The 21,621-nt window shown below is 74.4% G+C and carries 28 protein-coding genes; 10 read left to right on the top strand and 18 right to left on the bottom strand.

Features of this window, described 5'->3' with window-relative positions:
- Nucleotides 1-55 precede the first annotated feature (55 nt).
- Entirely contained in the window at nucleotides 56-1,429 is a 1,374-nt protein-coding gene (locus tag ACF068_RS06395) for a PucR family transcriptional regulator (RefSeq protein WP_392273006.1), read from the bottom strand.
- A 328-nt stretch (nucleotides 1,430-1,757) separates the two neighbouring features.
- Between ACF068_RS06395 and ACF068_RS06390 the strand changes: the two genes are divergently transcribed.
- On the top strand, nucleotides 1,758-2,123 hold the full coding sequence (locus ACF068_RS06390; RefSeq protein WP_392273005.1) for an MmcQ/YjbR family DNA-binding protein: 366 nt from the start codon (nucleotides 1,758-1,760) through the stop codon (nucleotides 2,121-2,123).
- A gap of 23 nt (nucleotides 2,124-2,146) precedes the next feature.
- On the opposite strand, the gene ACF068_RS06385 is transcribed toward ACF068_RS06390, so the two are convergent.
- Nucleotides 2,147-3,040 (bottom strand): ATP-grasp domain-containing protein, encoded by an 894-nt coding sequence (locus ACF068_RS06385; RefSeq protein ID WP_392273004.1) that lies wholly within the window; start codon nucleotides 3,038-3,040, stop codon nucleotides 2,147-2,149.
- 123 nt (nucleotides 3,041-3,163) lie between these two features.
- Here ACF068_RS06385 and ACF068_RS06380 point away from each other — a divergent pair, with 123 nt between their 5' ends.
- On the top strand, nucleotides 3,164-3,433 hold the full coding sequence (locus ACF068_RS06380; protein ID WP_392273003.1) for a hypothetical protein: 270 nt from the start codon (nucleotides 3,164-3,166) through the stop codon (nucleotides 3,431-3,433).
- Between the two features lie 24 nt (nucleotides 3,434-3,457).
- On the opposite strand, the gene pstS is transcribed toward ACF068_RS06380, so the two are convergent.
- Entirely contained in the window at nucleotides 3,458-4,576 is a 1,119-nt protein-coding gene (pstS, locus tag ACF068_RS06375) for a phosphate ABC transporter substrate-binding protein PstS (RefSeq protein ID WP_392273002.1), read from the bottom strand.
- A gap of 208 nt (nucleotides 4,577-4,784) precedes the next feature.
- On the bottom strand, nucleotides 4,785-5,357 hold the full coding sequence (locus ACF068_RS06370) for a GNAT family N-acetyltransferase (protein ID WP_392273001.1): 573 nt from the start codon (nucleotides 5,355-5,357) through the stop codon (nucleotides 4,785-4,787).
- A gap of 267 nt (nucleotides 5,358-5,624) precedes the next feature.
- Between ACF068_RS06370 and ACF068_RS06365 the strand changes: the two genes are divergently transcribed.
- Genes ACF068_RS06365 through ACF068_RS06350 form a run of 4 tightly spaced genes read left to right on the top strand, consistent with a single transcriptional unit; the run spans nucleotide 5,625 to nucleotide 8,626 of the window.
- Nucleotides 5,625-5,882 carry a hypothetical protein gene (locus tag ACF068_RS06365; protein WP_392273000.1) on the top strand — a complete coding sequence of 86 codons (258 nt, stop codon included), beginning with the start codon at nucleotides 5,625-5,627 and terminating at the stop codon, nucleotides 5,880-5,882.
- Complete coding sequence (locus ACF068_RS06360) at nucleotides 5,879-6,472, top strand: RNA polymerase sigma factor (protein WP_392272999.1); 594 nt, start codon at nucleotides 5,879-5,881, stop codon at nucleotides 6,470-6,472. Before ACF068_RS06365 ends, ACF068_RS06360 begins: the two co-directional genes overlap by 4 nt.
- A gap of 5 nt (nucleotides 6,473-6,477) precedes the next feature.
- A complete protein-coding gene (locus ACF068_RS06355; RefSeq protein ID WP_392272998.1) occupies nucleotides 6,478-8,118 on the top strand; it encodes an IclR family transcriptional regulator C-terminal domain-containing protein in 1,641 nt (546 codons plus the stop codon).
- A gap of 52 nt (nucleotides 8,119-8,170) precedes the next feature.
- Nucleotides 8,171-8,626: an archease gene (locus ACF068_RS06350; protein ID WP_392272997.1), complete on the top strand. Its 456-nt coding sequence runs from the start codon at nucleotides 8,171-8,173 to the stop codon at nucleotides 8,624-8,626.
- Nucleotides 8,627-8,656: 30 nt separating this feature from the next.
- On the opposite strand, the gene ACF068_RS06345 is transcribed toward ACF068_RS06350, so the two are convergent.
- Nucleotides 8,657-10,066 (bottom strand): RtcB family protein, encoded by a 1,410-nt coding sequence (locus tag ACF068_RS06345; RefSeq protein WP_392272996.1) that lies wholly within the window; start codon nucleotides 10,064-10,066, stop codon nucleotides 8,657-8,659.
- Nucleotides 10,067-10,214: 148 nt separating this feature from the next.
- Between ACF068_RS06345 and ACF068_RS06340 the strand changes: the two genes are divergently transcribed.
- The gene (locus ACF068_RS06340) at nucleotides 10,215-10,616 is read left to right on the top strand and encodes a hypothetical protein (protein ID WP_392272995.1); all 402 of its coding nucleotides are present in this window, start codon (nucleotides 10,215-10,217) and stop codon (nucleotides 10,614-10,616) included.
- A gap of 49 nt (nucleotides 10,617-10,665) precedes the next feature.
- Here the strand turns inward: ACF068_RS06340 and ACF068_RS06335 are convergent, their stop codons facing one another.
- The 3 genes from ACF068_RS06335 to ACF068_RS06325 all read right to left on the bottom strand — a co-directional run bounded on the left by ACF068_RS06335 (nucleotide 10,666) and on the right by ACF068_RS06325 (nucleotide 12,159).
- Nucleotides 10,666-11,007 carry an STAS domain-containing protein gene (locus ACF068_RS06335; RefSeq protein ID WP_392272994.1) on the bottom strand — a complete coding sequence of 114 codons (342 nt, stop codon included), beginning with the start codon at nucleotides 11,005-11,007 and terminating at the stop codon, nucleotides 10,666-10,668.
- Nucleotides 11,008-11,263: 256 nt separating this feature from the next.
- Entirely contained in the window at nucleotides 11,264-11,548 is a 285-nt protein-coding gene (locus ACF068_RS06330; RefSeq protein WP_392272993.1) for a DUF3040 domain-containing protein, read from the bottom strand.
- A 107-nt stretch (nucleotides 11,549-11,655) separates the two neighbouring features.
- Nucleotides 11,656-12,159, bottom strand: coding sequence for an FBP domain-containing protein (locus ACF068_RS06325; protein ID WP_392272992.1), 504 nt, complete (start codon nucleotides 12,157-12,159; stop codon nucleotides 11,656-11,658).
- Nucleotides 12,160-12,301: 142 nt separating this feature from the next.
- On the opposite strand from ACF068_RS06325, the gene ACF068_RS06320 reads away from it, so the two are divergent.
- Complete coding sequence (locus tag ACF068_RS06320) at nucleotides 12,302-13,198, top strand: S41 family peptidase (RefSeq protein WP_392272991.1); 897 nt, start codon at nucleotides 12,302-12,304, stop codon at nucleotides 13,196-13,198.
- Nucleotides 13,199-13,330: 132 nt separating this feature from the next.
- Here the strand turns inward: ACF068_RS06320 and ACF068_RS06315 are convergent, their stop codons facing one another.
- A complete protein-coding gene (locus ACF068_RS06315) occupies nucleotides 13,331-13,534 on the bottom strand; it encodes a cold-shock protein (protein WP_392272990.1) in 204 nt (67 codons plus the stop codon).
- Between the two features lie 295 nt (nucleotides 13,535-13,829).
- Here ACF068_RS06315 and ACF068_RS06310 point away from each other — a divergent pair, with 295 nt between their 5' ends.
- Nucleotides 13,830-14,258 carry an Asp23/Gls24 family envelope stress response protein gene (locus ACF068_RS06310; RefSeq protein WP_392272989.1) on the top strand — a complete coding sequence of 143 codons (429 nt, stop codon included), beginning with the start codon at nucleotides 13,830-13,832 and terminating at the stop codon, nucleotides 14,256-14,258.
- A gap of 126 nt (nucleotides 14,259-14,384) precedes the next feature.
- Here the strand turns inward: ACF068_RS06310 and ACF068_RS06305 are convergent, their stop codons facing one another.
- On the bottom strand, nucleotides 14,385-14,573 hold the full coding sequence (locus ACF068_RS06305) for a DUF6381 family protein (RefSeq protein WP_392272988.1): 189 nt from the start codon (nucleotides 14,571-14,573) through the stop codon (nucleotides 14,385-14,387).
- Between the two features lie 183 nt (nucleotides 14,574-14,756).
- On the opposite strand from ACF068_RS06305, the gene ACF068_RS06300 reads away from it, so the two are divergent.
- On the top strand, nucleotides 14,757-15,287 hold the full coding sequence (locus tag ACF068_RS06300) for a VanZ family protein (protein ID WP_392272987.1): 531 nt from the start codon (nucleotides 14,757-14,759) through the stop codon (nucleotides 15,285-15,287).
- Between the two features lie 28 nt (nucleotides 15,288-15,315).
- Here ACF068_RS06300 and ACF068_RS06295 read toward each other — a convergent pair whose 3' ends face one another.
- The 8 genes from ACF068_RS06295 to ACF068_RS06260 form a co-directional block, all read right to left on the bottom strand.
- Complete coding sequence (locus ACF068_RS06295) at nucleotides 15,316-15,822, bottom strand: phospholipase A2 (RefSeq protein WP_392272986.1); 507 nt, start codon at nucleotides 15,820-15,822, stop codon at nucleotides 15,316-15,318.
- Between the two features lie 198 nt (nucleotides 15,823-16,020).
- A complete protein-coding gene (locus tag ACF068_RS06290; protein ID WP_392272985.1) occupies nucleotides 16,021-16,395 on the bottom strand; it encodes a toxin Doc in 375 nt (124 codons plus the stop codon).
- On the bottom strand, nucleotides 16,395-16,634 hold the full coding sequence (locus tag ACF068_RS06285) for a hypothetical protein (RefSeq protein WP_392272984.1): 240 nt from the start codon (nucleotides 16,632-16,634) through the stop codon (nucleotides 16,395-16,397). The genes ACF068_RS06290 and ACF068_RS06285 overlap by 1 nt, the downstream gene beginning before the upstream one ends.
- Before the next feature lie 76 nt (nucleotides 16,635-16,710).
- Nucleotides 16,711-17,196 (bottom strand): flavin reductase family protein, encoded by a 486-nt coding sequence (locus tag ACF068_RS06280; RefSeq protein WP_392272983.1) that lies wholly within the window; start codon nucleotides 17,194-17,196, stop codon nucleotides 16,711-16,713.
- Between the two features lie 114 nt (nucleotides 17,197-17,310).
- Nucleotides 17,311-17,724 (bottom strand): hypothetical protein, encoded by a 414-nt coding sequence (locus ACF068_RS06275; RefSeq protein WP_392272982.1) that lies wholly within the window; start codon nucleotides 17,722-17,724, stop codon nucleotides 17,311-17,313.
- A gap of 113 nt (nucleotides 17,725-17,837) precedes the next feature.
- Nucleotides 17,838-19,256 carry a S1 family peptidase gene (locus ACF068_RS06270; protein ID WP_392272981.1) on the bottom strand — a complete coding sequence of 473 codons (1,419 nt, stop codon included), beginning with the start codon at nucleotides 19,254-19,256 and terminating at the stop codon, nucleotides 17,838-17,840.
- A gap of 83 nt (nucleotides 19,257-19,339) precedes the next feature.
- Nucleotides 19,340-20,008 carry a response regulator gene (locus tag ACF068_RS06265; RefSeq protein ID WP_392272980.1) on the bottom strand — a complete coding sequence of 223 codons (669 nt, stop codon included), beginning with the start codon at nucleotides 20,006-20,008 and terminating at the stop codon, nucleotides 19,340-19,342.
- Complete coding sequence (locus ACF068_RS06260; RefSeq protein ID WP_392272979.1) at nucleotides 20,005-21,159, bottom strand: sensor histidine kinase; 1,155 nt, start codon at nucleotides 21,157-21,159, stop codon at nucleotides 20,005-20,007. The genes ACF068_RS06265 and ACF068_RS06260 overlap by 4 nt, the downstream gene beginning before the upstream one ends.
- Nucleotides 21,160-21,621: the final 462 nt, after the last annotated feature.

Genomic DNA, 21,621 nt, shown 5'->3' with positions numbered 1-21,621 from the left:
CCGGTGCCGTTGCCCGCTCCCACCCCGCGCACGTCCCGGTTGTGCGGCTGCCCAGTCAGCGGGGTCGGGCGGCGGGGGCGGGGCCGAGCGCGGGGGCGGGTGTGCGGCCCGGCGCGGTGGTGGGGCCGAGCGCGGGGGCGGTACCGAGCGCGGGGGCGGGGGCGGGGAGCGCGGCGGTGGGGCCGAGGAGTCGGTGGGCGTCGAAGGCCAGGACGACCCGTACCAGGTCGCGGGGACGGGTCAGGTCGGTGCCGGTGATCTGCTCGCAGCGGCGCAGCCGGTTGAGCACGGTGTTGCGGTGGCAGAGCATGCGCCGGGCCGTGCGCGCGGCGGAGCCGCCGCACTCGATCCAGACCCCGAGCGTCTCCATGAGGGTGTCCCGGTCGGCCGGCGGAAGCTCCTGGAGGGGCTGGAGCACCTGGTGAGCCAGTTCGGCCGACAGATCGGGCCGCGAGACGAGCAGGCCGTCCGGCAGGCGGGCGTCCAGCCGGGCGACCTCGCCGTCGGAGCGGCAGGTGGAGAGCGCGAGGGCTGCCATGTCCCGGGCCCGGGGCAGGCCGTCCAGGCCGCGCACGACCGGGCTGATCCCGACGCGCAGGCCCGGTCCGGCCTCCAGGGCGTCGGCGAACACGTCCAGGGGCAGGTCGCCGAGGTGCGCGACGAGGGTGTGCCACTGCCCCTGGGGATGGCCCAGGAGCCGGACCCCGGCGATGTCCGGGAGGGAGCTCGGTACGCGGCCGTACGGTGGCCGGGCCCGCAGCACCGCCACCGCGTACCGGCCGTCCGGGGGCAGGTCGAGGATCGCCGCCGCGTCCCGGGTGGAGCACGGGTCGCCGCCGCTCTCCAGGAGGGCCGCGAGCACCAGGCGGACGCGTTCCGCCTGTCTGCTCGCCAGGCCGTTGGCCACCTGCCGGTAGGCGTCGGCGACCAGCAGGGCGTCGCGGTCGTTGTGCTTCCACACCAGTTCGGCCGCGTGGACCAGGTGGCGCAGTTCGCCCGGCCCGTCCCGCTCCACGACGGCGACGATGCCGTTCCAGACCGCCGCTCCGGCCACCCGGTAGGCGTGCAGCACCTCGTCGAGGGGACGACCCTGCTCGGCGCGTCTGACGCCGAGTTCCCTCGTGTACCGCTCGACCAGCACCACGGCGTCGGGGTCGGTGCCCGCCTCCAGCCCGTGCCGTACGCCCGTGCCGACGGTCGGCCGCAGGTCGGGCGGTGCGAGGACGGGGTCCGCGTAGTACGGCACCTCCGTACGGATCCGGTGGACCACCGTGTCGGTGAAGCCGGTGCCCTTGCCGAGGAGTCGCCGGCAGGCCCGCCGGAACACCTCGGGGCCCGGCGGTTCCGCGCCCGGCACCGGCAGGGCCTCGTCGGCGTGGGTGGTGCGGGCGACCGGGCGGACGCCACCGGGGGCGGAACTGGTGTGCATGGACCCTCCAGTCGGACGGGACGTGCGTGGTCACCACGGCGGCTCGCCGCGTGGGGCGGTGGGGTGTGGTTCCCGACCGGGGCGCGGCGGCGCCGGGCGGCAGCGGCTTCTCCACGGTCGGGGTAGGCCCGGCGGCGGCCGCGCACCATGCTAAGCGGTCGGTCAGCCGGTGGCGAGGGGTCGGAAGAGGCCGGTCCGCCGGTCGCCGAACGCCCGGCACCGGACCCCCGCGGACACCGGGCCGCCGGCGATCGCACCGGACCCCCGCGGACACCGGGCCGCCGGGGACGGCGCCGGGCTGTCAGTGGGGCTGGCTACCGTGGTGTTCATGATCGACGCTGAAGACGTCCGCCGTATCGCCCTGTCCTTCCCCGAGACGGTGGAGAAGGAGGCTTGGAGCATGCCCACCTTCCGCGTGGCCGGGAAGATGTACGTGACGATTCCCGACGACCGGACCTCGTTCGCGGTGCGCTGCCCCAAGCTGGAGCGCACGGAACTGATCGCCGCCGAGCCGGAGAAGTTCTGGGTGCCGCCGCACGAGGCGAGCTCCGCCTGGGTGCGGGTGCGGATCGCCGCCCTGGAGGGTCTGGACGAGCTGCGGGACATCCTGGTCGACTCGTGGAGACAGGCGGCGCCGGACCGCCTCGCCGAGCAGCACCCGGACCTCCGCCCCGGCGCGGCGGCGGGTGGGTGACCGGCCGGCCGCGACCGGCCGGGTCACACCGCCCGGGGCGGGAGCGCCGTCGCCAGGGGGTGGACCAGCCGCCCGGCGGCCACGCCCTTCGGCAGATCACTGACCTGCCCGTCGCCGACCTCCACGACCCGCCAGGCGCCGTCGGCCCGCCGGGCCAGGTCCGTGGTGACGAAGCGGCAGCCCAGCGCGGCGACCAGGGGGCGTACGAGGGCGACGAAGGCGGGGTCGGGTCGCGGCCGCAGCGCCGGGCTGTCGGGGTGTGCCGTGAGGAGGGCCGGATCGCCGTCGATCCACCACAGGCGCGCCTCGCCGTCGGTGGTGCGGAAGTCCTCGAAGGCGCGGATCACCACGCCGCCGGTCAGGGACGCGTCCTGCAACTCCACGAAACGGGCGACGACGGCGGCCAGGCGGTGCGGGTCCGCCAGGTCCGGGACGAAGCAGGCCTCGTCCCACCGGTCCTTGCGGGACTTGACGTAATCCTTGACGATCGCCGGGCCGCCGCCGAGCGTCGTGGCCGCCGTGGCGAGCCGGGGTGCGGCCGGGGGCGTGCCGGGCGGGGTGGGGAGCCACACGGCCGGAGGGGTGACGGGCGCGAACGCCGGGTACCAGCCGGGGAGTTCATGGGCCCGCCGGTAGTCCTCGGGGGCCGTCGAGAGCGACACCCCGCGCGCGGCCAGGGCCTCGGACAGGGCGGCGTACTGTCCCGCCGTGAGCATCCAGCCGCGGTACCAGGCCGGTCCGGCGCCCTCCGGGACACGTGCCACGGCGGCGGCCGTGCGGCCGGCGGTCAGTGCGTCGTGGTCGATCAGGGCGACGGGGTGCCCGAGGTCGCGCACGGCGGCCGCCTCGTCCGCGTAGTGCTCGTCCGGCCGCCGGGGCCGGAGCGGATCCGCGCAGAAGATGAACGTCGCCCCCATGCGCGGCACTCTATCCGGCCCCGGGCGGGTGCCCGCCGTGTCCCGGCCCCTCCCGTCCGTGCGCCCGACCGCCCGCCGGTCGGTGCCGGACGACTGTCAGTGCCGGATGTGAAGCTGGTCGGTATGGACGACAGGATCCTCCGGCGCCGGGTGTACGGCGCCGACCACGACGACCCCGACCCGGGCCCGCGCCCCGACCGCGAGTACGGCGAACTCGTGGGCGGGCCGCTCGACGGGCTCCTCCTCGACGTCACGGGGTGGAGCGGGGCCCGGCTCGGCGAAGAGGCCCGGCTCCCCACGGAGATAGGGCGGTACGGTCCGGGCGGGCGCGCCCACTACCGGTGCCGTCCGGGCGATCCCGGCCACTGGGACTGGACGGGCGACAGCCCATGACGGGCGGCGCGGCCAGCAGGGCGTTCAGGAAAGTCCGTCGACGACCTGCCGGACCCGGGCGGCCACCTCGTCCGGCAGCGGCGCGTAGTGGATCCGGGGGAGATCCCGCTGGCCCCGTGCGCTCGCCGTGTAGGTGAGGAAGGACTTCAGGGCGGGCAGCAGCTCGGCGGGGTTGCCCCGGTCGCACACGATCTCGTAGGTGACGAGGACGAGCGGGTACGCCCCGGGCGCGCGGGTGCGGTGGTCGAGGGCCAGCGTCATGTCGTTGCCGGTGCCCTCCACCCTCCCCGTGGCGATGCCCGCGGAGGCGGTCCCGGCGGACACGGCGACGGGCTCGGGGGCCCCGGTGTCGAGCCGGACGGTCGAGATCCCCTTCGCCTTGGCGAAGGACAGCTCGAAGTAGCCGATCGCCCCGTCGGTCACCTGCACCAGGTCCGCCACTCCCCCGGAGCCGACGGCCGACTGGCCGCCGTGGGCCTGCCACGCCTTGTCCTCGGGGTACCGCCACTGTGCCGGCGCGGCGTCGGCGAGGTAGGCGTTCAGGTGCTGGGTCGTACCCGATTCGTCGGACCGGTGCACGGGGCTGATGGGGGTGGCGGGGAGTTGTGCGCCCGGGTTGAGCCGGCGGATCTCCGGCGCGTTCCACACGGTGATCCTGGAGTCGAAGATCTTGGCGAGGGTGGGGGCGTCCAGGACGAGGTCCCGCACTCCGGACAGGTTGTAGCCGATGGCGACGGGGCCGCCGACCATGGGCAGGTCTATGGCCCTGCCGCCCCGGCACACCTCGCGGGACCGCTCCACCTCGTCGGCCTTCAGCGGGCTGTCGGTCCCGCCGATGACGGTCGCCCCGCGCAGGAACTGGGCGACTCCTCCACCGGATCCGATGGGTACGTAGCGGATCTCCACGCCCGGGCACGCTTCCCGGTACTCGCGCGTCCAGTGCTTCATCGCGTGCTGCTGGGCGCTGGAACCGGAGGCGGCGAGCCGGCCGCTCTCCGCGCACGCGATGCCGCTGGTGCGCGTGGGGGCCGGGCTGTCGTCCGTGACGGACGTGGTGCCGCAGGCCGACAGCAGCAGGACGCCCGCCGCCATCGCCGCGCCGGTGCCCGGCGTGAGTCCCCGATGTGTCCGTCGACGCTGCACCTGTCGTTCCTCTCCGAAGGCCGGAGCTCCGATGGTGGCGGGTACGGGTGCGGCCAGGATGACGCGCGGGCGAACGGCTCCTGACGTACGGGCGAAGCCTCGTGGGAGCAACACCGCTCCGGTCGCGGCCGGCCGGGGGCCGGTGAGCGCCTGCTCCTCCCGGCCCGGGCGGGCTGAGCTCGCGGAATGACCCTGGTACGGGAACAGGTCAGCAGCGCCGGCTCATGTACAGGGCCGTCTCCCCGGCCGACTCGGTCCCCTCGTAGAGGGACGTGTCCAGACCGCAGAAGGTGAAGCCCGCCCGGCGGTACAGCCGGATCGCGGGCGCGTTGACGTGGGTGACCTCCAGCCAGACGTGCGAGGCACCGCGCGCCCGGGCCCGTTCCACGGTGCGGCGGAGCAGTTCGGCGCCGATGCCCCGGCCCCGGTGGTCCGGCGACACCGCGAGGTCGGCGACGGTCAGGCGCCGGTTCCATTCCTGATACGTGGTGGTGACGTACCCGCACACGCGCGTGCCGTCCACCGCGACGAGTGTGCCGGCCCCGGCCGGGTCCCCGTCCCCGTTCTCGTCTCCGTCCCCCTCCCCGTCGTCGTCGGGGAACTCCTTGCGGAGGGGCGGGTCGACCGGCGTCTCCACGATGGAGAAGCCCGAGCCGGTGTCCACCACGGTGAACGTCCGGTCCGTGGTGAACGAGGAGTCGATGCCCTCGGCGCCGGCCAGGTCCTCGGGCCTCGCCTCGCGGTATTCCAGGGTGCCGTCGTGCGGCGCGGAGATGGTCATGCGGCCACTGTACGGATCCTCAAGTGCCGTTCTGCGGGCACCCGTTCCCCTCCGCTCCTCGACGGCGCGGCGATGACTTTGCGTACGTTCGCGGACCGGCTCCCTCCTCGACCCGTCGAACATCCGTCGAGCACACGTCGGAACATGCTCAGGATCGGTCATCTCCAGCCATCTGCGATCACGCGTTAATGTCCGCGGCCTTCCGCGCGTCCATGGGTGACGGCGCGTCCGCGCCGTGCCTCCTCACGGAAGATCGGGAGCCCTTGCATGACGTCGTCCCTGGACTGGGTCGGATTGGTCTCGGCCGCGTTGAGCGCGGTGCACGCGCTGGGCGCCGTGCGGCGCCGGCCCTGGAGGCGGCCGGCCCGGCGGACGCCGGGCGCGGGCGGTGGAACGGAGCGGGAGCTGTGCGGATGCCTGGTGCCCTGGGTGGCGCGGTTCGAGACGGCGGACGGCGGCGTGCTGACCGTGTGGACGGTACGGCCGGTCCCAGGACGGTGCCGCGAGGAGACCGGCCTGTGGTGAACGACGTACCGCCCGGCGAAACGCTCCGCCCGGGCGGGAGCCTCGGGCAGCGCCTGCTGGACATCTATCCGGCGTACATCGAGCGGGCCCCGCACGCGCTGCGGCGGAAGTTCGGCATGTCGCTGGTCCAGGGCCAGGACGTCGCACAGGAGGCCTTCCTCCGGGTCACCGACGCCTGTCTGTCGGGGAGGGCCGCGCCGGGCGAGCACCTGATGGCCTACCTGCTGGGCGCGGCCCACAACCTGGCCGTCAGCACCTTCCGCCGGGAGCGGGCGGTGCTGGTGGCGGACACGGTACTGGCCCAGCTCCAGGAGCGGCGGCTGTCTCCCCCGGCCGTCGACCTGCACGTCCTGCACGACTTGGTCGTACCGGCCATCGAGCGGATGACGCCCGGGACACGGCGGCGGGTCGTCGAGCTCCAGGCGCGCGGACTGGAGGACCAGGAGATCGCCGACGCCCTCGGGATATCCCTGCCGAACCTCCGGGTCCAGCGGCACAACGCGATCGTCGAGCTGCGGCGCAAGCTCGGCCGGCATCGCCGACCACAGCGGCGGAAGGACACAGCGGTGCACGGAAAGGGAATCAGGTGAGTGGTGTGAGCAGGTACGACGGGCCCCGGAGCGAGTGCTCCCAGCCGCCGGTTCCGGCCGGGCTCACCGCACTGCTGGAGGAGTTGGAGGGGAAGCGGGACCACTGGGACCGGCCGGACGGCACATGGGGGCCCGCCGGCCCCGCCCCGGAGGACGGCGCCGGGGAAGAGCGGGCGCGGGTCAACTCCCTCTACCGGCTGGGCACCAAGGCGCTGCGCCGCGACGAGCTGTCCATGGCGGCCGACTGGCTGGGGCGGGCCGCCGAGCGGGGGCACCCCGGAGCGCTGTTCCGTCTGGCGGTGGTGGTCGGCCGCCGGTACGGGGAGGAGGGCCGGGACGATGCCGCGTACCTCGTCGCCGAGGCGGCACGGCTGGGTCACGGTGACGCCCGGGTGCTGCTGCGCGAGGTAACGGCGGGCGTACGGGAGCGGGACGGCACGGTGCAGGATCCCGAGTTCATCGACGAGGTCCGTGCCGCGCTGGGCCGTCCGCGCGCCGCGCCGCTCCGGGACGCCTCCGCGGTCCCGGCCGGTGACACCACCGCGCCCACCTCCGCCACCGGCACCGGCACCGGCACCGCACCCGGCACCGCGGCGGGCCCCGCACCCGAGAGCACCGCACTCCGCACCCCATCCGGCCCCGCCCCCGACCCGTCGGGGCCCCCGCCGGGCGCGTCCGTGCTCGCCACGGCCGGCGGACTGTGGGTGCCCGGCCGGCCCGGGAGCAGCCGCCTGTGGACACCGGCGCCCCTGCGGCCCGCCTCCCTCACCGGCCTGGCCCAGCAGGTACCGGACGGCCGGGAATCGGCGCAGCGGTGGCAGCAGGCCATGCGCGCGCTGGACGTCCTGCACGCCATCGGCGGGACGGACGGGCCGATGAGCACCGTGCAGCTCGCACACGGCACCGGCCTGGACGCGACCGCGCTGGAGCGCCTGCTGGCCTGGCTGTCCGAGCAGGGCCTGGTGACCGCGCCGGAGCCCGGCGCGTACGCCGCCGGTCCCCTGCTCCGGGCGTGGGCCGCGCACGAGGGCACCGAGCGGGAGAACGCCCTGCGGGAGGTCCTGTCCGGTCTCCGGGACCGGGTGGGGGCGGCCGTGTACGTGGGCCGCTACACCGACGGCGAGGTGCGGATCACCCAGTACGCGGCGGGGCCCCGCACCCCGGCGGTGCGGGAGTACGTCGACTTCCGCGAGGCGGCGCACGCCAGCGCCGTCGGCAAGAGCCTGCTGGCGCAGCTCGACTTCGACGGCCGGATGGACCATCTCCACCGGCGCCGCCCCGTACCGCTGACACCGCGCACCATCACCGATCACCGCCACCTGTTCCGGGCGCTCGACCACCACGGACCCCAGGCGGCGCAGTTCGACCTGCTGGAGTACTCCAACGACGAGGTGTGCGTCGCCTTCCCCCTGACCGTCGACGGCCGGGCGGGGGCGGTGGCCCTGTCGCTGCCGGCCGCCCAGCAGCACCGGCTCATCGAGGCGGCCGACGCCCTGAGCAACCGCTCGGCGACCTTGCTGGCCACCCTGCTGCTCGCGGAGGACCCGCCGGAGGGGGGCGGCGGCGCTCCGGGGGACGCCGGCGACCAGCACGACGACGACACGGAGGTGTTCGTGCGCACGGGTGCCCGGCCCGCCGGCGAGTAGCCGGTGACGCGCGGGGAGGCATACGGGTGCGGTGAGGGGGCACGCGGTCGGCATGGCCGGTGAGACGGACGACGACATGCGGGTCCGGCGGCCCGGGACGTGCGGGCACCGGGCGGTGCCGCACACGGCCGACGTGCGCGTCGAGGCGTGGGGCACGAACCGGGAGCAGTGCCTGGTGGAGGCGGTCCTCGGGATGGTCGAGTGCTTCGCGGACGTCTCGGGGACGCGGCCGACCGCCGTGCGGCAGGTGCAGGTGGACGAGGGCAGCGACGACGACCTGCTGGCCACGCTGCTGGACGAGGTGGTCTTCGGGCTGGAGGTGCGCGGTGACGTGCCGGTGGACGTCGAGGTGGAGACGGTCGACGGCGGACTGGACGTCCGGATGGCGGTGACGGACGTGCGGTCGGTGCCGATCACCGGTGCCGTGCCGAAGGCGGTGTCCTGGCACGAGCTGCGGCTGGCCCCCGATCCGTACGGATGGTCGTGCGCGGTGACGGTCGACGTCTGAGGGCCGCCCCCCGACGGCCCCGCGGCCGGTTCACCCCTTGACCACGCCCAGCGGGACGAGGCGGGCCACCTTGCGGCACAGGCCCGCGCCCTCGCTCGCCCGCACCACCGCGTCGACGTCCTTGTACGCCTCCGGGGTCTCCTCCGCCAGGCCGCGCCAGGACACCGGGCGTACCGCGATGCCGTCCGCCTCCAGCCGTGCCCGGAGCTCCTTGCCACCGGTGGTGCGCGCGGCCTGGTGGCGGCTCATCACCCGGCCGGCGCCGTGGCAGGTGGAGTGGAAGGCGTCACCCCTGGGGACTCCGGTGAGGACGTACGACGCCGTGCCCATGGTGCCGGGGATCAGCACCGGCTGGCCCACCGGGCGCAGGTCGTCGGGGAGTTCGGGGTGCCCGGGCGGGAAGGCACGGGTGGCGCCCTTGCGGTGCACGCACAGCCGGCGCCGTACGCCGTCGACCGGGTGGTCCTCGACCTTGGCGAGGTTGTGGGAGACGTCGTACACCAGCGTGAGGCGGGCGTGCGCCTCGCGGCGGAAGACCTCGCGGGCGGCTTCGGAGAGCAGTTGCCGGTTGGCGCGGCCGTAGTTGGCCGCGGCGGCCATCGCTCCCAGGTAGGCGCGGCCCTCCGGCGAGTCGACCGGGGTGCAGGCGAGTTGCCGGTCCGGCACGCCGATCCCGTACCGTGCCATCGCCCGGTCCATCAGGCGGACGTGGTCGGAGCAGATCTGGTGCCCGAGGCCGCGTGACCCGCAGTGGATCATCACACAGACCTGGCCGGCGGCCAGCCCGAAGGCGGCGGCCACGGGCGCGTCGTAGACCTCCGTGACCTGCTGGACCTCCAGGAAGTGGTTGCCCGAACCGAGGCTGCCGACCTGGCCGAGGCCTCGCTCGCGGGCCCGTTCGTCCACCTGGCCGGGGTCCGCGTCGGCGACCGCCCCGCCGTCCTCGCAGCGCCACAGGTCGCGTTCCTCGCCGTGGCCCTCCTCCACGGCGTAGCGGGAGCCGCCCAGGAGGATGCGTTCCAGTTTTCCCCGGCCGACCGGCCAGACGCCGCCCGGTCCGGCGCCGCGCGGGACCACCCGGCCGAGGCCGTCCATGAGGGACCGCAGCACCGGCTCCAGCTCCCGGCGGTCGCAGTCGGCGGCCAGCAGCCGCACCCCGCACGAGATGTCGAAGCCGACGCCACCGGGCGACACCACTCCCCCGTCGGCGATGTCGGTGGCGGCCACTCCGCCGATGGGGAACCCGTAGCCCCAGTGGATGTCCGGCATGGCGTACGAGGCGCTCACGACGCCCGGCAGGGTCGCCACGTTCGCGACCTGCTCCAGGGACTTCTCCGCGTCCCGCAGCAGGCTCCGTGACGCGAACACCACTCCTGGCACCCGCATGTCTCCGTGGCGGGCGATGCGGAAACGGTAGGGGCGCTCCTCCACGTACTCCATAGCGGCCTCCAGGGCGCCGGTGGCCCCGCACCGTGTCCGCGTATCCCTCACCGCCGCCGTCAAACAACCCGGCGCCGCCCGGGGCCCGGGCGGTGGCGAGGGAGCCGCGTGGCGGGGGCCGGCGGGGTGACTGCTAGCTTGCTGCGCCATGCGAGCACATGACTATGACCAGGACTTCCGCGTCCGGGCCCGGCGGACACGGGGGTGGGGCGCCGGTTTGCTGTCCCTGGCGGCGCTGCTGTGGACGTGGTGCGCGGTGTTGCTGCTCACCCCGTACCAGGCGGAGAGGAAGCCGGACGACCGGCACCCCCGGGAGTGCGAGTCACGGCTGCTGACCCACGGCGGCACGGCCAACGACGGGGTGTGGCGGGGCGACTGGTGTGCGGACGAGCGGGACTGGCCGGAGGCGCTCGCCGTGCTGGGCCTGTCGGTGCCGGTGGCGGTCGCGGGCGCGGTGATGTTCACCGTCGGCAGCGTCAGCGGCCGGATGAGCGCCCACGCCGAGGCCATGCGCGTCCTGGACGGGCCGGCCGGCCGGCCGTCGCTGTGAGGGGGGCGGGTCCGGTCGGGCGCGGGTGACCGGCCGGTCCGGTCCGGGGTCAGCCGCGGGCCGGGTGGGGCACCTCGGGGGCCGGGGCGAAGGCCGCTTCCAGACGTGTCACGCGGAGGATCTTGCGTACGGCGGGTGACGGGGCGTGCAGCCGCAGTTCGGCGCCCACGGCGTTCGACCGGCGCCGGGCCCAGAGCAGGACGCGCAGGCCCGAGCAGTCCAGGAAGGTGACGGCGGACAGGTCGACGACGACGGTGGCGGGCCCGAGCAGCAGGCCGTGGAGGCGGGCGCGCAGTTCCTCGCCGGTGACGATGTCGAGTTCGCCGGCCACGGTGAGCAGGGTCTGCCCGCCGGGCGTGCCGGTGACGTCGATGTGCAGCTCGTCGGGCATCGCGGGACACCCCCTTCCGCCGCCGGAGAGCGCCGGGCGCCGGCGTTCCGGATCGGCCGTGCGACGGGAAGCGGCCCGTCGATCCATAGGTAAGCCCCGAGCGCCGCGCTGTCCACCGCACCGGCGCGCCCGGGCACGCCGGGGCCCGGCCGGAACGGCGACCGGGGGCCGGCGGGACCGCGAGGAGCTACGGCCGGCGGGCCCGGCCGGGGCTGCTCGGCCCGGCTCGGCTCGGCCCGGCTCGGCTCGGCTCGGCTCACAAGGACACGGCGGGCGTCTGGCCGCTGGGTGGCTCCGGCGTCCCGGCCGACGAGGCGTTGAGGATCGCCGTCAGCAGCAGCCCCACCAGGGCGATGACGACCAGCACCCAGGCGGTCCTCCGGCGCCATGACCTCTGCCCGCGCCCGGGCGGGACGGCGTCCTGCCCCTCCCCCGGGAAGTGCCCGTTGAGGGCGCTCATCCTGGCGGCGAGCCCGGGATCGTCGCTGGTGAGCCCACGCTCGATCTGGGCGAGGATGCGCCCTTCCGACTCGTGTTCCATGGCAGCCCACCTGCTTCGGGAGGTGTCACGCGGGGACGTGCGGGAAAGTCACTCGTCTCCTCCACATTTTGCCGCATGCGGGGCGGGGCGTCCCCTCCGCGGCTCGCTCAGCCCGAAGTGACCTTCGCGGCGAAGGCGTCCAGGTTGCCGGTCATCCGCGCGACCCGCTCCGCCACGCCGAGGGACTCCTCGTAACGTCCGGTGCGGAGCTTCGGCTGCCGCTTGCCGCGTACGTACAGCGGACAGGCGAGATCGGCGCAGATGTAGATGCCGACCGTGTTGCCCTCACGGCCGCGCACGCCCGCCAGCGGGGCGGCGAGCAGGGTGACGCCGGAAGAGGCGTGCCCGGTGAGGCATATCTGGCACAGGCTGGACTTCACCGCACTGGTGCGGCCCACGGCGGGGACCCGCAAGGTGATCCCCAGCGGCCCCTCCGAACGGGGCAGGACGAGGTGGGCCCGCAGCGGAGCCCCCGGATCCACCCAGCCCAGGAAGTCCAGGTCCGCCCAGGGCACCTCGGCGAAGTCGGCCGGCAGTCTGAGCCGGGCCGCCTCACCCTTGGTGCAGTTCACGAACGACGAGCGGATCTGTTTCTCACTGAGCGGTTCCACGGACGCCGACCCTACGCACCGGCCGGTCACGGCGCATCAGGATTTCGGGCCGGGCATCGCTCCCGGCCGGCGCCGGACGCCCCCGCCGACCGCCCTGAAACCCCTTCCCGCGCCGGGCGTCGGCGGTCTAGCATCTCCGCCCATGCCCACCAACGCAGAGATCATCAGCCGTGCCCTGGACCGGATCACGGCGGGGTACGTCTTCCCCGACAGGACCGCCCGCATCGGGACCGAGGTCCGGCGCCACCTCGCGGCCGGGCACTACGACGGGCTGGAGGGGCGGGCCCTCTGCGAGACGGTGACCGCCCACTTCCAGGAGGCGTGCCCCGACAAGCATCTGCGGCTGCTGTGGACGGACGAGCCGCAGGACCCGGACCCGGCGGCGGAGGACGGGGGCCGGTCGGCGTTCCTCGAACTGCTGCGGACGGAGAACCAGGGCATCCGCCGTTTCGAGCACCTGGAGGGCAATGTCGCCCTCATCGACGTCCGGCGGATCGCCGAGGCCGGCGAGGGCGGCCGGGCGATCGGCGCCGCCATGGAACTGGCGGCCCTCAGTTCCGCCCTCGTCCTCGACCTGCGTGCCTGCCGGGGCGGTGCCCCGGAGGGGGCGGCGATGTGGTGCAGTTACTTCTTCCCCGACGACCAGGTGCACCTCAACGACATCTACGACCGTCCCACGGACTCGACCCGGCAGTTCTGGACCACCGCGCACCTCCCCGCCCCCCGGTACCTGGACCGGCCGGTGTACGTGCTGACGAGCGCGCTGACCTTCTCGGGCGGCGAGGACGTGGCGTACACCCTGCAAGCGCACGGCAAGGCGGTCGTGGTGGGTGAGACGACCCGGGGCGGCGCGCATCCCACGGCCCGGTACCCGCTGACCGAGCACATCCTCGTGACGGTCCCCAGCGCCCGCACCATCAGCACCGTCACCGGCACCAACTGGGAGGGCACCGGGGTCACCCCGGACGTCCCGGTCCCCGCCGAGCAGGCGCTCGACACGGCGCACAAGGCCGCCCTCCGCGCCCTCGACGGCGCCTGACCGGCGCGACCCGCGCGGTCGGCGCCGCCGGGTCCCGGGCGAGGCGTGCGCCCCGGGACCCGGCGGCGCCGGAGCGGTGACGAGGACGGCCATGACGACCGGACGGGTCGTCATGGCCGTCCTCACGGAACGTCAGGCGGAGACGATGTTCTCCGCCTGCGGCCCCTTGCGTCCCTCGGTGACGTCGAAGGCCACCTTCTGACCCTCCATCAGCTCGCGGTAACCGGCACCGGTGATGTGCGAGTAGTGGGCGAACACGTCGGGGCCGCCGCCGTCCTGGGCGATGAAGCCGAAGCCCTTCTCGCTGTTGAACCACTTGACCGTTCCTGTAGCCATACCGGCCTCCTAAGCCTGAACGGCCCGCACGGTGCGGGCCGTGAGAGTGCGGGGCCCGACATGGGGTGTGACAGCACGAACGCCCGTGATCGCGATCACGGGCGCACACTTCGGAACCACGACTTCTCTGCCACCGACCGTACCCGAACAGTGGTCACGCTGCTACGCAGCGCACACCCCGTTCCGTGTGTCGCTTTTCGCCGGGCACGGTCTCGCGTGGCGCGGGACGGGGCACGAGGGCACGCTGAGAAGAGGAGGGAGCCCCACGTTCGCGCATCGAGGAGGTGGCTTCGCCATGACGGAGCCGAGCGGTTCGAGGAACCCCGCCGCCGACCCGGCGGCCCGGGGCAGGACGACCATCGCCGACGGGGTCGTGGTCAAGATCGCCGGGATGGCAGCCAGAGAGGTCGACGGCGTCCACGCCCTGGGCGGCGGGCTCGCCCGGACCATGGGCGCGGTACGCGACCGGGTCCCCGGTGGGCGTTCGAGCGTCACGCGCGGCGTCAAGGTGGAAGTGGGCGAGCGCCAGAGCGCCATCGATCTCGAGCTCGTCGTCGAGTACGGCGTACCCATCACCGACGTGGCCGGTTCCGTGCGCGAGAACGTCGTCGAGGCGGTGGAGCGCATGACCGGTCTGGAAGTGGTCGAGGTGAACATCGCCGTGAACGACGTCCACCTGCCCGAGGACGACGACGAGGAACCCACCCAGGAGCGCGTCCGCTAGGGGTGCCGTGGGTGCCTAGCGGCACTCCCGCCCCCCATGGACCACTCCCGCCCCCCATGGACCGGGGCGGCGGGCGGCGGGCGGCGGCCCGCAGGGGAGCCGCCGCCCGTCCGTCCCGCCGTCCCGTCACATCGGGTGGGTGCCGCCGCCCGTCGTGCCGCGCTCCTGCTCGCTCTGCTCCTTGAGCCGGCGGGCCTTGTCCCGCAGCCGCTGGCGGTCGTGCGGATCGGTGGCGCGTTCCGCCGCCTGTTCCAGCTCCTGCGCCTTGGCGCGCATCTGGTTGATCCGGTTCCCGGGTTCGTCGGCGATGCTCATCGTGGTCCTGCCTTCCGTCCGTGGGGGTGGCGCGAGGCCGGGCCAGATCAGACAAACAGAGCGTCCCCGCATCCGCATCCCGTACGGTCACGCACGGTCACCCCGCGTGCTCCGCTGCGACGGGGGTAACGGAAGCTGAGGCATTCCGACCTGAGTTGGGGGCGTGTGATGGCGCGGAAGGTGATGAGCGACGAGGCGGTGGAGGACCGGCGGGGTGCTCCCCGGTGGGGGCGGGTGGCGGCCATGCTGCTGGCCTTCGCGGGGATGGTGGCCTTCGCGGTGGTGCTGGCCCGGCTGACCCTGGAGCCGTCGGCGGCTTCGGAACCGATGACGCACAGCAATCTGCGGCCGGGTGACTCGATCGGCGACTACCTCGGGCAGCCCGCCTTCCGTGACACGGTCAAGCAGCTCGGCGGGAACGTCCTGCTGGGCGTCCCGTTCGGCGTGCTCCTGCCGGTGCTGGTGCCCCGCGCCCGGGGACTGCTGCGGGTGGCGGTGGTGACCGCGCTGGTGATGCTGCTGGTCGAGCTGGTCCAGGGGGCCCTGATCACCGGGCGGGCCTTCGACATCGACGACGTGCTGCTCAACACGGCCGGTGCCCTGCTGGGTTACCTGCTGATCGGCCGTCGGCTCGGCAGGGCCGTGCACCCCCGGCGCCACCACTGGTGGCACCGCTTCACCAAGCGGCCGGCGACGGTGCCGGGCGAACGCTGAGCACCGTCGCGGCCGGCCGGCCCGCCGGTCAGAAGAAGGCGGCGTCGCCCCCGACGTTGACGGCGACGAAGTACCCCTGGGCCGCGCCCACGCAGTTCCCCCGGTCGGCCGCGGCGGCGTAGGCGTCCTGGCAGATCCGCTCCATCTCCGTGCGGAACCGGCCGTCGATCCAGTTCTTGGTGTCCCTGGTCGGGCCGAGCCGCAGCTTCCCGTGGGCGCCGTAGTTCCGGTACCCGAAGTCGTGCTGCTCGCACGCCGGGCGGAACACCTCACGGTACGGGGCGAAGCCGACCGGTACGGAACAGCCGTCGGTGCTCCAGTCGAACGGCTCGACGTGCGGTGTCTCCGCGAACGCGCCGTAGGTGAGGTTCATGATCCGGTCCGCCTGCTCCAGTACGCCGGGCCGGCCGGCGGGACCGGCGGCGACGGCGGTGCCGGCCGTGGCGGCGGTGCCGGCCGTGGCGGCGGCGCCGCCCAGAGCGGTGGTGGTGACGAATGCCAGAGCGGCGACGAGGGACGGGACTTTCCCGCGCATCGGGCCTCCAGGTGAGGGGTCGTGGGAGCGGGAGGCCCGCCCCCACGACGGCAAACGATCACCCGGCGGGGAGGTTGCTGGAGGTCCCCTGTACGGGGCACCGGCCGGGCGCGGCGGGCGGCCGTCCGTGTCACGCGCCGCGCCCCGCCTCGTACCGCCGCACCGCGGCCGGCCGTCACACGGCAGCCGCCGGGGCGGTCATATGCGCCAGCCACGGATGCGGTCCGCCGCCTGGTAGACGGTGGCCTTGGCCGCCTGGATGTCACGGACCAGTTCCACCAGGGCGCCGTACGGAGCGTCGATGCCCTCGCCGGAGGCGTGCATGTACGCGACGGCGACCTGGCAGGCGTACAGGGAGTTGCGGTGCGGCAGGGGCTGGAGGCGCACGAGGGTGTGCAGCAGGGCGGCCGCGCGCCACGCCGGGTCGGGTTCGGCGGTGGTGGCGCGCGGGATGCGGGTCTTGTGCCGGGCGACGGCCGCGACGAGGGCGGAGTAGTCCGCGACGGACACGTCCTCGGGCACGGCCTGCTCCTGGACGTCGAGGAGCCAGGGGACGTCGACGTAGAACACCATCAGGCGGCCGCGCCTCCCCGTCGGCCCTCCGGCCGGGGGATCTCGTCGGGGAAGGCCTCGTCGAACTCGGCGCGGTGGGCCTCCCCCCAGGAGACGGCGTAGCGGACGAACTGCCGCCGCTGGCGCTCACGGAGGGGCAGGTCGTGGACGTACTGCTTGAGCGACTTGCCTTCGGCGGCCGCCGCGGCGCGGACCTCCTCCAGCTCCTCGTCGGTGAAGGTGATGTTCAGAGACGGCATGCCTTGAGGGTACCTAGTAGGTACCTGCCCGGCCAGACGAGCGGACCCGCGCTCCGGGGCGGCTGTCCGGGGCGGGTCAGGCGGGGTGTCCCGGGGAGATGTCGCCGACGTCGCTGAACATGACGAGCGGGGGCCGCTCCGCGGTGGGCGGGGAGGCCTCGACGGGGTCCAGGAGGAACCCCACGTGGTCGCCGCCGTGGACGCGGTCGAGCACGCGGCCGACGAACCAGGCGCAGGTGCCGGCGAGGACCGGTGCGCCCCCGGGTCCGGGCCACCAGGCGACCTGGCGGAACTTGTCGGTCTTGTCACCGGTCTCCCCGCCGAAGAGCCGGGCGAGGCCGTGCTGTTCGCGGCGGAGGAGGTGGACGGCCAGATGGGTGGCGTGCCGTGCCACCCGGTACGTCCGGTTGGCGGTGGAGAGCCATACGGTGAAGCGGGGCGGGTGGATCGAGCACTGCGAGGCGAAACCGACGAGGCAGCCCGCCCGTTCGCCGTCGGCCTCGGCCGTCACGACATACATGGGGTAGTCCACCAGGTCACTGAACGCGTCGAGTCCGGCCATGCGACCGACCCTAACCCGCCCGGCGGGGGCCCCGCCCCCGTACGGCCGGGCTCGCGTCGCCGAGGCGGCGAGCGAGCCCGGAGCCGGGTGGGAGCCCCTGGGGCGCGGAGGCCGTCAGCGCACCCAGACGTTGATGACGGGCGAGACGACCCGCTTGCGGCTGTCGACGAGGCGCAGCTTGTTGTGGCCCTTCATCCCGAGCATGACGCGCATGCTGTAGGTGGAGCGGGAGGTGGTGTTCATCGACGCGGGGAGCGAGACCCAGCGGCGGTTCTGCTTCTGCTGGAGGATGACCTTGCTGCCGGGGCGGAGGCTCTTGACGACACCGCGGATGCGGAACTGCTGCCACGCCCGGACGGTCCTCACCGTGGCGTTGGCCGACGCGGTCGTGAGTGCGGTACCGGCGACGGCGGCCGGCTTGTGGGGCGCGGAGGACGGGGACGAGACCGCCACGGCCGTCCCGACGGAGCCGGCGATGAGCGCGGCGGCGGCGATTCCGGCGCCCCAGGTACGTGCGAACTGACCCATTGCTATGTCTCCCAAAGCGTAGGGGGGTGGCTTCAGCGGGCTCACCTTAAGCACGTAGGCGGATAACCGGATTATTCGACACGAGCAACGCGATACGGATAATCCATCCAGCGTCAACCCCAGTGCTGGGAGTAGTGCGCACGGAGGTGGTCGCGGTCGGCGCGCTCGGTCAGCAGCCGGCGGAGGGCGAGCAGGACGAGCAGGCTCACGGCGATGACCCCCAGCCCCGGGACGAGTTCCGCCGTGTCCACGATCCCGGTGACGGCCCGCCGCGCGACGCCGCCCGGCGGTGCCACGGCCTGGGCGGGCGGCACGAACCCGGCGCCCGTGCCGCCGTCGGCCCCGGTGCCCGCTCCCCCGCCGGCGGCGGCGGGTGACGGGGTGGCGGGCGGTGCGGACGGGGCGGCGACGGTGCCGCGGTCGGCCGCCAGGCGCCCGTCGATGACGCGCACGCCCAGCGCCGTCAGCGCCTTGGTCATCGGCTGGAAGAACGTCATCCCTCCCTCGGCGCAGTCACCGTTGCCCCCGGAGGTCACGCCGAGTGCCAGTCCCTGCGCCAGGAGCGGGCCGCCGCTGTCCCCCGGCTCGGCGCACACCGTGGTGGCGATGAGTCCGGTGACGGTGCCCTCGCGGTAGTTGACGGTGGCGTTCAGGGCGGTGACCCGTCCGGACCGCAGTCCGGTGGTGCTGCCGCTGCGGAAGACCTCCTGCCCCACCACGGGGTCGGCGGCGCCGACGACCGGGACGCTCCTGCCCTGCCCGATGTCCACGGCGTTCGAGCCGTCGAAGGCCCCGCGGTCGTCGTACCGGACGAGGGAGAAGTCGTCGCCGGGGAAGCTGCGGGCGACCGTGGTGCCGAGCCTCCCGCTGCCGCCCCCGGTGTCGCGGAACCACGGCGTGCCCACCGGGCCGCAATGCCCGGCCGTCAGCAGGAAGTTGTCCCGCCCGTCGGTGACGTTGAAGCCCACGGAGCAGCGACCGGTCCCGTTGAAGATGGGGACGGCGCCGTTGATCCTGGTGGTGAAGGCACCTCCGGTGCGCCGCATGCGGACGAAGTCGCCCGCCTGCCGGGCCACTTGCGTCATGCGTGACCAGTCGCCCGAGGAGACGGTGCGGTCCGCGTACACGGTGACCTGGTTGGACGCGTAGTCCATCACCCACGCGGTACCGGGCACCCTGGGGGCGCTCTCCAGGCTCCGCGTCGCCGAGCGGAGGTCCCGCATGCTGTGCCGTTTCACCTCGGCCCGCGCTCCCGCCCGCCGGACCTCGGCGGCCGCGGCGTCGTCGGTCACGGCGACGACCGGGCGGCCGTCCGCACCGATCCAGCTCCCCGCGGTGCGCGTCGTGCCCAGCCGTGCGATCAGGTCCGCCGTCGCGTCGGTGGGCGGGGCGGAGGTCCCGACGGCCGGGCGGCCGCCGTCCGGCGCCGTCTCCCCCGCCACCGCGTGCGACACCATCAGCCCGCCGCAGAGCAGCCCTCCGACGGCGGCGAGCCGGATGACCCGCCGCAGGGTGCGCCGCCCGTGCCTCATTCATGGCCCCCAATGCCGTACCGGTGCGAAACAGAAGGTCGCCCTCCCATACGTTCCGCCGCACCGTTCGGTTCACCGGCCGGTCAGCCGCCGCCCGGGGTCACCAGGCCCGTCTCGTACGCCACCACGACCGCCTGCGCGCGGCTGTCCAGGTTCAGCTTGCCCATGGCGCGGTTGAGGTGCGTCTTGACGGTGGCCTCGCTGATGAACAGCTCGCCGGCGATCTCCAGGTTGCTCAGACCGCGTGCGGTCAGCCGCAGCACCTCGGTCTCACGGCCGGTCAGCACGGCCAGGTCGGGCGGTGGCCGGCGGGCCCCGTCGCCGGTCTGCCGGGCGAACGCCTCGACCAGCCGCCGGGTGACGCTGGGCGCGAACAGGGCGTCGCCCCCGCCCACCGCCGCGACCGCGGCGAGCAGCCGCTCGGGCCCGGAGTCCTTGAGCAGGAAGCCGGACGCGCCCGCGCGCAGCGCGCCGTACACGTACTCGTCCAGGTCGAAGGTGGTGAGCACCAGGACCTTGGGAGCGGGGTCGGGGGCTTCGGCGAGGATCCGCTCGGTGGCCGCGATGCCGCCCATGCCGGGCATCCGGATGTCCATCAGGACCACGTCGGGGCGGGTCTCGGCCACCAGCGCGACGGCCTCCTCGCCGTCGGCCGCCTCGCCCACGACCTCGATGCCGGGCGCGGCGCGCAACAGCCCCACCAGGCCCGCCCGGATGAGGAACTGGTCGTCGACGACGAGCACCCTGGTCATTCCGACGCGCCGTCCCCCTGGTGTGCGGTCCGCGCGGAGGTCGGCAGGGTGAGCCTGACGGCGAATCCCCCCTCGCTCCGCGGGCCGATGCTGATCGTCCCCCCGTACAGCTTGGCCCGCTCGCGCATGCCGATCAACCCGTGGCCGCCGCCCGTTCGCACTCTGTCCAGAATCACCCCCTCACCCCTGTCGTTGGTGACCGAGACCGCCACATGGTGCTGCCGGTAGTGGATCTCCACCAGGGCGCGGGAGCCCGGCGCGTGTTTCAGCACGTTCGTCAGCGCCTCCTGGACGACGCGGTACGCGCACAGATCCGCGCCGGGCGGCAGCGGTCGCGGCGTCCCGTCGACGCGCACCCGCACCGGCACTCCCCCGGCCCGTACGCGTTCGGCCATCTCCTCCAGGCGGGCGAGGCCGGGCATCGGCGCGGACGGGCCGCCGTCGCCGTCGGCGCGCAGCACCTGGAGGACGCGCCGGAGTTCCTCAAGGGCCTCCGTGCTGGTGCCGGCGATGGTCCCGAGGGCGGTGCGGGCGGTGGCCGGATCGGAGTCGAAGACGAAGCGGGCCAGACCCACCTGGACGGATATCACCGACATGTGGTGGGCGACCACGTCGTGGAGCTCGCGGGCGATCCGGCCGCGTTCCTCGGCGACCTCGCGGCGGGCCCGTTCCTCCTGCTCGTCCCGCAGCCGGCGGGCCAGTTCGGCGGAGCGCCGGGCGAGGTGCCCGAAGCGGACCAGGACGAGGGGGAAACCGATGGCCTGGCCGACGACGGACGGCATGGCGGCGTGGTCGCTGACGAGGCCCGCGTAGATCCAGACGGCGCTCATCAGAGCCGCGCAGCCGGCGGCGGCGCGCAGTGGGCGCAGGGAGGCGACCGTGTAGACGGTGAGCATGGGGGCGAAGGAGTTCACCACGGGCCAGTAGCCGGCGGTGACGTACACGATCCACAGGGCCAGGACGAAGAGGCACACGGCGACGGGCGCCCTGCCCCGGACGACGACCGGCAGGTTGACCAGCCCCAGCAGCAGGTACCCGGCGAGGTCGAGTGCGGGCCAGCCCTGGCTGGTGGCCTCCTGCCCGAGCAGTACGGCGACGCTGGTCAGCGCCGCCGTGATCAGCACGTCGGCGGCGAGGGGGCGGATCCGCATCGCCGCAGCGTAACCCGTACGGGGAGGGGCCCACGTCAATCGTTGGCGGTACGGCGGTAGTCGCAGGAACCGGCGGCCTGCCGCGGGAGATGGTCACGGAATTCGACCCTGCGTGGGACGACGGGCCGGGCGGACGGCCGTAGGTTCGTCCACGGCACCAGGACGCCGCGACCGCCCACGGCACGGCGGTCGCGGGACGGCGGGCCCTTCGGGGGCCCGGGGGCTCACGGGCCTCCGGGCCGGTCCGCCGATGGGGGCGTGCCGGTGTCCCGCCCTTCCGGGGGGAGGAGGGCGGGACACCGTCGCGGTGGCGGAAGCGCCCGGGACGGGGTCCAGCGGGGCAGGGCTGTGGCGGGCACGGATCGAAGGGATGCGGATCCCATGGGCATGGCTCCGTCGGGGCGGGTACCCGGATCACCGGCCGACGTGCGCGGCGGGTCCCCGCCGCGCCGATGACCGGGA

Origin of the sequence: Streptomyces sp. NPDC016309 (genome assembly GCF_043077235.1) — a bacterium.
Taxonomy (GTDB): Bacteria; Actinomycetota; Actinomycetes; order Streptomycetales; family Streptomycetaceae; genus Streptomyces.
The sequence above is the reverse complement of the archived record's forward strand: the minus strand, read 5'-3'. Positions and strand labels throughout refer to the sequence as shown.